This is a genomic window from Burkholderia sp. 3C (assembly GCF_054589155.1).
Window position 1 is genome coordinate 23,407 of record NZ_BAAILN010000092.1, and the last position, 11,492, is coordinate 34,898.

The window sequence follows — 11,492 nt, forward strand, 5'->3', positions numbered from 1 at the left end:
GAACAGTTCGGTCAGCGTACGGTTTTCGGAACGGAAGCGGATCACGCCGCGCATCAACTGCACGCTCATCGCGAACTTGGCGTTTTCGATCGCCACGGCCCGCAGTTCGCCAAGCTCGCCCGGCTCGCGATCGCCGAAGCCGAAACCGAGCAGCGCGCCCACCGTTTCGCCATCCACCTGCAGCGGCTCGATGTCGGCATGCAGCGCCGCGCCCGACGGCAGGTCGAAGCGCACGCGCCGCAGCGCGCGCCGCTCGATCGCCTGCTGCACGTCGGCGCGGATCTGCAGGCCGGTGTCGCCGTCGAGCAGCGTGCGCCAGCCGGCTTCGTCGAGCGCGGCGTCGGGCGAATGCGAGGCCATCATCTCGCCGCCGTAGAAATCGATCACCAGCAGCGGCGCTTCCAGCAAGTCGGCCAGCATGCGCGTGAGCGTGGCCATCGAGCCGCCGGCCAGCACCTCCTGGAGCATCGCGCCCTGCACGGCGGCGATCCGCTGCATGCGCTCGGCGGCCGCGCGCTGGGCACGCTGCTGGTGGGCGCGCTCGATCGCGATGGCGCCCAGGTGCACGATGAATTCCATGAACGCGAGCAGCTCGGGCGGCAGGTCCACCACCTGCCGCGACGACACCGACAGCACCATCGGCCGGCCCTCGATGTCGCGGCTCGCCATCGGCAGCACCAGCACGGTGCGGTAGCCGCGCTCGGGCGCCTCGCGCCGGTAGCCGAGGAATTCGGTGGTTTCGAGCGCATCGCGGATATACACCGCCTCGTTGCGTTGCAGCGCCACCAGCGCCGGGCTGGTGGCCAGCTCCCAGCGGTCGGCCAGCGGCTTCTTGAGCAGGGTGGGATCGCGCCGCGCGATCACGTGCGCGTAACCGTGCGCGCTGTCGACGCTCATGATCGCGCCGATGTCCCAGCCGCCGTGGCGGCATGCCAGCTCGATCACGCTGTTGAGCAGCGCATCCGCTTCGGCATCCGTACTGATTCGGCTCGCAATGTCGCGCAGCGACGACATCAGCGCCAGCGTGTCAGGCATCGAGACCTCCCTTGGGTTGTGACGGACTATACGACTTATCGCAGTGTCAAAAAAGTCGGGCTTCCGCTGAATCGGAGGAAGACGCTCGATTTCACGCTACATAGGATTCGCTCCATCGTCACTCACCCGATGGAGAACGCAGATGAATACCGAAGTTCGCAAGATCGCCACGTTTGTCGAAACCCTGATGATCGAAGGCGGCAAGCCCGCCGAGCAGCCCATCACCACGGTGGTGGTGGCCGCCGTGCTGCGCAACCCGTGGGCCGGCAAGGGCTTCTGCGAGGATCTGCGCCCCGAGATCCTGCGGCTCGCGCCCGCGCTCGGCAAGGAACTGACCAGCCGCCTGGTGGCGCTGATGCCGGCCGAACGCGTGCAGGCCTACGGCAAGGCCGCGGTGGTGGGCGTAAACGGCGAGATCGAGCATGCCTCGGCGCTGATCCACACGCTGCGCTTCGGCAACATGTTCCGCGAGGCGGTGAACGGCACCACGTTCCTGAGCTTCACGAACACGCGCGTCGGCCCCGGCGCGATGCTGTCGATGCCGATGATCCACAAATCGGCCACCGGCCAGCGCTCGCACTTCCTGACGGCAACGTTTCAGATTGCCGACGCGCCCGCGCCCGACGAAATCCTGATCGCGATCGGCGCGGCCGACGGCGGCCGCGCGCACCCGCGCATCGGCGACCGCTTCACGGACATGGCCGAAATGGACGAAGAGAAAGCGCAGGCCTGAGCATGCTCCGCGCCCGGGGCCGCGCCATCGGATGACGCGGCCCCGGGCGGTTTCCTCCTACTTTGCGGTTCCGATGCCATGTCCGACGTCATCACGCTGATCACCCGCCTGCCGGCTGATCAGGAATCCGAATATCTTGCCGCGCTGGCGGCGGCCATGCCGGACGAAACCGTCGTGCCGTTCCGGCAGGCCGACGCGGCGCAGCGCGCGCGCAGCACGATTGCCGTGGTCGCGCGCCCCGATCCGGCCGAGCTGGCCGCGCTGCCGAAGCTCGCCTGGATCCAGAGCCTGTGGGCCGGCGTCGAACAGCTGGTGGCCAGCCTGCCGCCCGGCGCGCCGCCGGTGGTGCGGCTGGTCGATCCGGAGATGTCGCGCACCATGGCCGAGGCCGTGCTGGCGTGGACCTATTACCTGCAACGCGACATGCCGGCCTACCGCGCGCAGCAGCAGGCGCGCGACTGGCTGCAGCGCCCGTACCGCAAGCCGGCCGATACGCGGGTGGGCATCGTCGGGCTCGGCACGCTCGGCGCGTGCGCGGCGGCACGGCTGATCGAGGCGGGCTTTCGCGTGGCCGGCTGGAGCCGCACGCCGAAGCAGGTCGAGGGCGTGCAGGCCTGCCACGGCCCCGACGGGCTGATGCGGATGCTGGCCGACAGCGACATCGTCGTGTGCCTCGTGCCGCTGACCGACGCCACGCGCGGCCTGCTCGATCGCGAGCGGCTCGGCGCGATGAAGCGCGGCGCGGCGCTGATCAATTTTTCCCGGGGGCCGGTGGTGGCGACGCGCGACCTGCTCGCCGCGCTCGACACGGGCCACCTGTCGCATGCCGTGCTCGACGTGTTCGACGTCGAACCGCTGCCGGCCGCCTCGCCGCTCTGGGCGCATCCGGCGCTGACGGTGCTGCCGCATGTGTCCGCGCCCACCGACGTGGCCACTTCGGCCGCCGTGGTCGCGGCGAACGTGGCCGCCTATCGCGCCACCGGGCGAATGCCCGACGCGGTCGATCGATCGCGCGGCTACTAGGCCGGCAGCAAGACCCGCAGTCAGACCCACAGTCAGACCCGCCTCACCGGCAGTTCCCGCACGAAGCTTCCGCGCCGTCACGTCGAGCGCGCGGATTCGTGCTGCCGAATGTTTTCAATCGCTTTCGATGGCTTTCGATTCGTTTCATGTCACACCACACCACCCAGGGGAAATCATGAGATTTGTAGCACGATGGACGGCGGCAGCCGTGTTGTTCGGCGGCACGGCCGCGGTGGCGCACGCGCAAAGCAGCGTGACGCTGTACGGCATCATCGACGAAGGCCTGAACTTCACGAGCAACGCGCGCGGCAAGGGCACGTTCCAGATGAAGAGCGGCGACACGTTCGGCAGCCGGTGGGGCCTGAAAGGCGTCGAGGATCTCGGCGGCGGCTACCGCGCCGTGTTCCAGCTCGAGAACGGCTTCGACGTGAACAGCGGGGCGCTGAAGCAGGGCGGGCGCGAGTTCGGGCGGCAGGCGTGGGTTGGATTGCAGTCCGAACGATTGGGCACGGTGAGCTTCGGGCGCCAGTACGACCCGACGATCGACCTGTGGAGCGGCTACACCGGCGCGGGCGGCGTGAGCGGCGACGTGGCCTCGCATCCGTTCGACAACGACAACGCCGATTTCGATTTCCGCGTGAACAACTCGGTCAAGTATGTGTCGCCCACGTTCGGCGGCCTGAAGGCCGAGGCGATGTACGGCTTCAGCAACGATCCGGGCTTTGCGAACAACCGGCTCTACAGCGCGGCCGTGCAGTATCGCGTGGGCGGCCTGAGCGCGGCGCTCGGCTACCTGCGCACCGACGCGGCCGGTTCCGCCGGCTCGGCCAACGGCGCGGTGGGCAGCGACGCCGCGTTCAGCGGCTCGTCGGAGCAGAACATCGTGGCGGGCCTCAGCTATACGTTCGCCACCGCGAAGATCGGCGTGTCGTATTCGCATGTGGACGTGTACGACCCGACCGCCAGCGCCTATATCGCCGCGGCTGCCACGCAGCCGGTAGGCGGGCGCTGGCAATCGTGGAAGTTCGACAACTATGAAGTCAACGGCAAGTACTGGATCACGCCGGCCCTGTGGCTGTTCGGCGCGTACACGTTCACCGACGCGCGCCTGAGCGCCAACATCGGCACGTACCAGCCGAAGTGGCATCAGTTCTCGCTGATGGTGAACTACGACCTCAGCAAGCGTACGGCGTTGTACGTGCAGGGCATGTATCAGCACGTGGTCAGCGCGCACACCGGCACGGCATTCGACTTCGCGACCACGCCGGCCTCGGCCGGCGCGTCGTCGGGCGAGAACCAGACGCTGGTGCGGCTCGGCATGATTCACCGCTTCTGAGCGCGGGGCGGCCTGAGCCGGCTCAGTTTCGACTCAGGCACGCGGCGATCGCGATCCACAGCGCCGCGCTGGCCAGCAGTGCCCATCTCGCCTCGGCGGCCGAGCCGTCGGGGCGAGGCGAGCGCAACAGCAGCGCCAGCGAAACGAGCCCGCCGTGCAGGCTGATCACGGCCGTCAGCAGCACACCGAAATAAAGGACCAGGCCGCCCTCGCTGAACGCGGCGTGTTGCGCCGCGCGGGTATCGACCACACCATAGGCGATCAACCAGCCTGTCTGCGCCAGCAGGCCGAGCGCCTGCGCGATGCGGTGATAGCGTTTCACCGCGATGCGCTCCCGTCGGTGCCCGCCGCCTCGGCGAGATCGCGCACCGAGCCGCGCTCGACCAGCGGCCCGTCCAGCTTGACCGCATGCCGCCGCACCGGCACGCCGGCCGCACGGTTCTGCTCCTCCTGCATCAGCATGTCCACGGCCCAGCGGCCCAGCTCGTAGTTCGGCAGCACGATGGTCGAGAGCGGCGGATGCGTGTGGCGCGCGATTTCCTGGTCGTCGTAGCCGATCACCGACACGTCGCCCGGCACGCGCAGCCCCCGATGCTTGACGGCCTCGATCGCGCCGAGCGCCATCAGGTCGTTCGCGCAGAAGATCGCCGTGGGCGGCTGCGGCTCGCGCAGCAGCGACAGCGTCTGCTCGAAACCCGCGCCGGAACTCCAGTCGCCTTCGCGCACCAGTTCCGGCGCGTACGGAAGGTCGGCCGTGGCCAGTGCCGTGCGATAGCCCTTCAGGCGATCGCGCGCCGCGTCCTGCCACGGTTCGCCGTTGATATAGCCGATCCGTCGATGGCCCGCGCGCAACAGATGATCGGTGGCCAGTTGGCCGCCCGCCACTTCCGACGGCACCACCGACGACAGCGCGCCATCGGCGCTCGTGCAATTGAGCAGCACGGCCGGCACGTTCAGCAGCGCGGGCGGCAGCGTGACCCGGCGCGTGTAGACGGTGGCGTAGATCACGCCGAGCAGGTTCGGCAACGCCAGCACCGCATCGAGCACCTGGCGTTCGATGTCGGCATTGCCATGCGTCGAGTACACGGCAAGCATCTTGCCTTCGACATACGCGCCGTCGCGTGCGCCATCGATGCTGACCACCGGGTGCGGGCTGGTGGAAATCTCGTCGGCCAGATAGACGATCAGGTCGCGCTCGCCGCCGTGCGTCATGGCCGGCACGCGCGTTGCGAAGCGATAGCCGAGCGCGGCGGCCACTTTCAACACCTTGTCGCGCGTGGCGTCCGAGAACTTGGTACCGGCCGCGTTGTTGAGCACCAGCGAGACGGTGGATTGCGACACGCCGGCCTGCTTGGCGATGTCGGTCATGGTGGGGCGGCGTTGCGTGGCGCGCTTCATGAGAACCGGTGCGGCATGAACGAACGCGGCCAGCCGGACGGCTGCCGCTGCATCGATACGATCATCGATGAACCCCGTAACGAATTAATATTATTAGTCATAGATGCGCTCCAGCATCGAACCCGGCGCGAGCCGTGTCCGACGCGTTCATCACGGTAACGCAGCCGCACCAGCCATGGTCGCCGCCGCCGCTCGGCGTGGCGTCGAAACGACGAATCCGCCGCCGTGCCATGCTCGGTCGTCGATTTCAACGCGGCTGCCGGCGATAGTCGTGCCAGGTGCGACTACGGGATTATCCCGACTCGTAAAGTCGGCACATCAGGAAATATTATTACCAACAAATATCGCTAGAACATATCGCCTACTACGTTGATCCGCGGCACCGCCCGGACATGGAGACAAGGATGACAAGCCGTGGCAAGCGGCACGCTGCCGTCACGCCGCCGCAAGGCGGGGCGGCAGCACACACCGAACACAGCGCGCGGCGGCCGGAGAGGGGGCTTGACGGCCAGGCGCGCAGCAAGGGAACGCCGCCGGCGTTCCTGCCTTCCCGCATCCGTTTCATCGACTGACCCGATTCGATCGCCGCCGTGCATCGCGCCGCTCGCCCTGGTGTTCGCACCGGGCGGCGTGCCGCCTCGCGCCGGTCGTCCGCCTGAAGGAAATTCATCAGTAGTGCTTGCAAGTGTGTGAAGTGGCATCGCGTATCGAATATTTCGGAAAACTTATCAATACACAACGTTTGATCGGACGGAGGGTAGGGTTATGTTGAAGCGAAGCGAATTGGGCCTGGCGGTGGCGGCGGTCATGACGCTGGCGTTGGCCGCCTGTAACGGCGATTCGGACGGCGGCGTGTCGCAGTCCCTCAAGCAGAACCCGCCGAGCGACAGCTCGGCCAGCGGCGCGGCCACGTCCGGCAACGCGGCCGCCGCCGCGGCCTTGCCTTGCGACGCGCTGGCCTCGGCCGGCACGGCCTGTTCGGCCGCGCACAGCGTCACGCGGCTGCTGACCAAGAGCTATGCCGGCCCGCTGTTCCGCGTGCTGAACCTCACCAGCAATGCGCAAACCAACATCTTCCCGTACGCGGCCAATTCGGGCGTGGCGGCGAACCTGGTCGGCACGACCAACCTCGACACGCTCAAGCGGGCCTGCGGCAGCGACGCGAGCGGCTGCGTGGTGGACCTGATCTACGACCAGATCGACCTGGTCGCGCCGCTCCAGTCGTCCGGCAAGTACGGCAACGTGCCGGCCACGCTGAACGTGCTCAACAATCAGGCGCAAACCTTGACGATCAACGCCACCGGCCAGAGCGTGCCGGTCACCGCCGGCTTCGCGCAACTGCCGCTGCCCAACGGCACCAAGCTGACGGTGCAGGTGCATCGCCCGTCGGTCAATTTCCCGAGCCTGCTGAACAACCCGACGCCGACCAATCAGGCGATCACGGTGGGCAACGACCTGCCGTTCGCGGGCGACAAATCGCCGTCGACCATCCGGCTCGTGTCGCTGCCGGGCGGCCGGACCACGGTGGCGCTCGACATCCAGGCGCGGCAGTCGTATCGCAACCGGATCGGCACGGTCAACCAGTCGATCGGCGACACGGAAATCGCCGAATACATGGTCAACGGCGCGACGCTGCCGTTCGGCTCGACCTCGGCCTGCTGCGGCACCTACGGCAACATGGAAGACAACTCGAGCGGCCAGTTCCAGGGCAGCGGCACGGTGGCGCCGTCGGGCGGCACGATCCCGGGCGATTCGGTGCTGGTGGATGCGAACGGCAGCAAGGGGCAAATCGAGGGCATGATGTTCGGGCTGTCGTATTCGAGCGGCAATGCGGCCGTGTTCGGCTACGGCCCCGGCTACAAGAACGGCGGGCCGACCTATTCGGCGAACAACACCGGCGTGAACTGGCCGGGCGTGGATGCCGAGGCGGGCGTCTATCTGTATGGGCCGAAGCAGCCGCTGACGGCCGACTTCGTCACGGTGCTGGCGAAATACTCGCCGCAGGGCCAGGCCAACCGCTTCTCGGTGAAGGGCGGCGACGCGGCGGCCAGCGCGCTGACCTCGGTGTACGACGGCGTGCCGCCCGAAGCGGTGGATTTCTTCAACGACACCGGCCACCACCTGATCGGCCGTTGGGAAGGCGGGCTGTCGCTGGGCGAGGGCGGCGACGCCTCCGATGCGCCGATCACGTTCTATGAAGGCGCGATCGTCACGAAGATGAGTTCGGACAAGGCGGACGACGCGGTGCAGACCAGCATCCAGGGCTTCTACGGCCCGTCGGTCGACACCACGGCCGCCGCCTGCCAGACCAACAACCTCGTCACGCAACCGTTGTCGCTGGCCAGCACCTCGGCGTGGTTCACCGGCAGCGGCGGTTCGGTGATCGGGCTGACCACCGATATTTCCGGCAGCACCAATCACGCGGCGGTGATCGGCAACGCGAGCGGCAGCCCGTTCGCGCAGATCAACCAGTGGGTCAAGGTGCAGGGCGGCCAGCGCTACACGTTCAGCGACTACCTGCCGGCCACCTCGGGCGAGACGATCTTCCCGGCGTTCTCGGTGCAGACCGACGACAGCAGCGGCACGGAGTTCGCCACCGTCGTGAACACCAATAACGGCACCGTGGTGCCCGGCTCGTGGGGCTCGCCGAACACCCTGCTGGCGGCCACCAAGGTCGGCAACTGGTGGAAGGTCAGCATGACGTTCACCGCGCCGGCCGGCTCGTCGAACGCGCATCTGTTCCTCGATCCGCGCACGTCCAACGCATCGGGCGCACGCGGCAACCAGAACGTCAACGACGATCTGTCGGCCACGCACTACTGCCCGAGCCTGTCGATCGCGAGCAACTGATCGCGCGGCGTACCGCTCAGGCAACTGATCGGGCAGCCGCTCAGGCAGCCGATCGGGCCGCCACCGTCGAAGGTGGCGGCCCCATCGTTTCGGGGTCCGTATTGCGTGCGCTCGGGCGTGCGCTCAGGCGTGCGCCAGCGCCTGATCGAGATCGGCGAGCAGGTCGTCGATATGCTCGATGCCGATCGACAGGCGCACGGTTTCCTCGCTGACCCCGGCCTTGCGCAGTTCATCGGGCGAGAGCTGGCGGTGGGTGGTGGAGGCGGGGTGGGTGGCGAGCGATTTGGCGTCGCCGATATTGACGAGCCGCGTGAACAGTTGCAACGCATCCTGGAACGCCGCGCCGGCCGCGCGGCCGCCCTTGACGCCGAACGTCAGGATGCCCGGCCCGCGCCCGCCCAGGTAGCGCTGCGCCAGCGCGTGATCGGGATGCTCGGGCAGCCCCGCGTAGTTGACCCACTCGACGCGCGCGTGCTGCTTCAGGAAGTGTGCAACCCGCAGCGCGTTGTCGGTGATCCGTTCGAGGCGCAACGCCAGCGTCTCGATGCCTTGCAGGATCAGGAACGCGTTGAACGGCGAGATTGCCGCGCCGGTGTTGCGCAGCGGCACCACGCGCGCGCGGCCGATATAGGCGGCCGGCCCGAACGCCTCGGTATAGACCACGCCGTGATAGCTGACGTCCGGCTCGTTCAGGCGCGGGTAGCGCGCCTTGTGCTCGGCCCACGGAAAGCGGCCCGAATCGACGATCGCGCCGCCGATGCTGGTGCCGTGGCCGCCCAGGTATTTCGTCAGCGAATGCACGACGATGTCGGCGCCGTGCTCGATCGGCCGCAGCAGGAACGGCGAGGGCACGGTGTTGTCGACGATCAGCGGAAGGCCGTGGCGGTGCGCGATATCGGCCAGCTTGGCGATATCGACGAGGTTGCCGAGCGGGTTGCCCACCGATTCGACGAAGATCGCCTTGGTGCGCGCATCGATCAGCGGTGCGAACGATTCGGGCTCGCGCGGATCGGCGAAGCGGGTCTGGATGCCCGACAGCGGCAGCGTGTGGGCGAACAGGTTGTAGGTGCCGCCGTACAGCGTGCTGGCCGACACGATGTTGTCGCCGGCCTCGGCGATGGTTTGAATCGAATAGGTGACGGCCGCCTGCCCCGAGGCCAGCGCCAGCGCCGCGATGCCGCCTTCGAGCGCGGCCACGCGCTGCTCCAGCACGTCCTGGGTCGGATTCATGATGCGCGTGTAGATATTGCCGGGCACCTTGAGGTCGAACAGGTCCGCGCCGTGCTGCGTGTCGTCGAACGCGTAGGCCACCGTCTGGTAGATCGGCACCGCGACGGCGCGCGTCGTCGGGTCCGGCCGGTAGCCGCCATGCACGGCCAGCGTTTCGAGACGCCAGGCCGGTTGTTTCGGTTCAGTCATGTCGCCACTCCGCATCGTCGGCATCGGACCCGTAGCGGTCCGGGATCGGCTCGATTCTAGGATGCAACGGCGGCGGCCTTTAGCGGCATTTCATCTTTGCTTAGTCGAGCCAAACACAAGCCAGACGCAAGCAAAACGCGAGCGCGGCGGTCGTTTCCAACCCGGCCGCCGCGCTTCGGCGAATGCAGCGGATACCGCGTTACACGCGGTGCGCCGGATCTTCGTGCAGCTCCTCGACGCTGGCGTGGGAGGCCGTGTCCGAGCCGGCCGGCTCCTTCGTGTTGCCCATCTGCGCGAACGGCGCATAGAGCAGCAGGCCGAGCATCAGGCCCACGGCCAGGTTGTTGACGTTGGTCTGCGTGGTGGGCGAGCTGCCCGTCATGTGATCGGCGACGATCTGCGACAGCAGCGTGCTGGCCGTAAACAGCGTCGCGCGCGCCGGGAACGCGCCGGTGGCCGTGTCGGCCAGATCGGAGAGGCTCGGGATCTTCCCCGACAGCGTCAGTTGCGGCATGCCGCGTGCCGTAATCGCGTTCGACACCATGTCGTCCATTACCTCGCCGCCCAGGTTGTAGCCGGCGCGCTCGCTGCCGTGGCCGGTTTGCAGCGGTTCGCCCGCGGCGCCCGCGCCCGACGGCGTGGCCGTGTAGGACATGCCGCTGCCGGCCGCCATCTGATCGACGGCGTACGCGCCGCCCGATGCCATCGATTCGCCGAGCGACGGTTGCTTGGCCTCCTTCGGGGCGAGCTTGACGAACGACTGCACGCTGTCGCGCATCGCGCAGTACAGCACGAAGGCGCCGAGGCTGGCCGCCGCGCCGGCCATCGCGCCGGTGCCGAGGCCCGCGATCATCATGGTGCTGCCGACCGCGGCCAGCGCGTAGCGGGAAATCTTGCTGGTGTCGGTGGCACGGCCTTTCTGCGCGTCGCGCACCGCACCGGCCAACAGCAATGCGATCGGCACGAACGTGAGCGCGCTGCCGAGCGCGCTGCGCGCGCCGGTCGACCATTGCTGATGCTCCATGCCTTCGGCGAAGCGCTGGCCGGCCAACTGGCGGCCGAACGTCGGCACGTACACGGACGCGGTGCGCGCGACGATCGAGTTGGCCAGCGACACCAGCCCCTTTGCGTAGGTGTTGTCGAAGTTGTTGTTGGCGATATCGGACAGGCTGACGCCGCCGACCTGCGAATGCGTGACCGCGTGAATCACGTCGTTCAGCAGTTGCGTGACGGCCGCCAGCATCTGGCGCTGTTGCGGATCGTGCACGTCGGCGGCCGGCATCTGCTCGACCAGCGATTGGACGGCGGCCAGCTCGGCCTCGCTCGGCGCGGGCACGTTCAGTTGCGCGACCTGCCGATGCACCTCCTCGATCTGCTCGTCCTGCTCGGCGATCGGCGGCAGGCGCAGCGGCACGCCGGTGAACGCGGCGCTCGCGATGTCGTCGTGCGACGCCAGCGGGCGCGGCGGTGCGGCCGAGGTGCTGGCCTCGGAAGCGGTCATCGCCAGTTGCAGCGGATGCGGCTGGAACGGCAGCGCGGAATCCGTGTCGGCGTCGTGGCTGGCGGATGTCGAGGCGGTCGAGCCGTGATGCAGCGGCGTCGAACCCTGGTGCTGCGGGCGCGCCGGATTGCGGCGCGGCCGCGCCGGCGGGGGCGGCGTCGGCCGGCTGATCGGGATATGCGCGGGCGGCGGGCGCA

10 protein-coding genes are annotated in these 11,492 nt (G+C 68.2%); 5 read left to right on the forward strand and 5 right to left on the reverse strand.

What is annotated here, in order from left to right:
- A partial coding sequence (locus ACYP33_RS16350) for a GAF domain-containing protein (RefSeq protein ID WP_459622835.1) occupies positions 1 to 1,035 on the reverse strand: 1,035 nt, incomplete at its 3' end.
- Between the two features lie 142 nt (positions 1,036 to 1,177).
- On the opposite strand from ACYP33_RS16350, the gene ACYP33_RS16355 reads away from it, so the two are divergent.
- From ACYP33_RS16355 to ACYP33_RS16365, 3 genes are all read left to right on the forward strand, one after another.
- Positions 1,178 to 1,768, forward strand: a complete 591-nt coding sequence (locus tag ACYP33_RS16355) for an amino acid synthesis family protein (RefSeq protein ID WP_414445145.1) — start codon at positions 1,178 to 1,180, stop codon at positions 1,766 to 1,768.
- 78 nt (positions 1,769 to 1,846) lie between these two features.
- Positions 1,847 to 2,791 carry a 2-hydroxyacid dehydrogenase gene (locus ACYP33_RS16360; RefSeq protein ID WP_459622836.1) on the forward strand — a complete coding sequence of 315 codons (945 nt, stop codon included), beginning with the start codon at positions 1,847 to 1,849 and terminating at the stop codon, positions 2,789 to 2,791.
- Between the two features lie 175 nt (positions 2,792 to 2,966).
- A complete protein-coding gene (locus ACYP33_RS16365) occupies positions 2,967 to 4,127 on the forward strand; it encodes a porin (protein ID WP_459622837.1) in 1,161 nt (386 codons plus the stop codon).
- 22 nt (positions 4,128 to 4,149) lie between these two features.
- Here ACYP33_RS16365 and ACYP33_RS16370 read toward each other — a convergent pair whose 3' ends face one another.
- A complete protein-coding gene (locus ACYP33_RS16370; protein ID WP_414449430.1) occupies positions 4,150 to 4,449 on the reverse strand; it encodes a hypothetical protein in 300 nt (99 codons plus the stop codon).
- Complete coding sequence (locus ACYP33_RS16375) at positions 4,446 to 5,495, reverse strand: LacI family DNA-binding transcriptional regulator (protein ID WP_459623167.1); 1,050 nt, start codon at positions 5,493 to 5,495, stop codon at positions 4,446 to 4,448. The genes ACYP33_RS16370 and ACYP33_RS16375 overlap by 4 nt, the downstream gene beginning before the upstream one ends.
- A gap of 434 nt (positions 5,496 to 5,929) precedes the next feature.
- Here ACYP33_RS16375 and ACYP33_RS16380 point away from each other — a divergent pair, with 434 nt between their 5' ends.
- Together ACYP33_RS16380 and ACYP33_RS16385 are read left to right on the forward strand one after the other, a co-directional pair.
- Positions 5,930 to 6,097, forward strand: a complete 168-nt coding sequence (locus ACYP33_RS16380) for a hypothetical protein (protein ID WP_459622838.1) — start codon at positions 5,930 to 5,932, stop codon at positions 6,095 to 6,097.
- Positions 6,098 to 6,290: 193 nt separating this feature from the next.
- Positions 6,291 to 8,375 (forward strand): arabinofuranosidase catalytic domain-containing protein, encoded by a 2,085-nt coding sequence (locus ACYP33_RS16385; RefSeq protein WP_459622839.1) that lies wholly within the window; start codon positions 6,291 to 6,293, stop codon positions 8,373 to 8,375.
- 123 nt (positions 8,376 to 8,498) lie between these two features.
- On the opposite strand, the gene ACYP33_RS16390 is transcribed toward ACYP33_RS16385, so the two are convergent.
- Both ACYP33_RS16390 and ACYP33_RS16395 read right to left on the reverse strand, forming a co-directional pair.
- Positions 8,499 to 9,794: an O-acetylhomoserine aminocarboxypropyltransferase/cysteine synthase family protein gene (locus ACYP33_RS16390; protein WP_459622840.1), complete on the reverse strand. Its 1,296-nt coding sequence runs from the start codon at positions 9,792 to 9,794 to the stop codon at positions 8,499 to 8,501.
- A gap of 199 nt (positions 9,795 to 9,993) precedes the next feature.
- A partial coding sequence (locus ACYP33_RS16395; protein ID WP_459622841.1) for a hypothetical protein occupies positions 9,994 to 11,492 on the reverse strand: 1,499 nt, incomplete at its 5' end.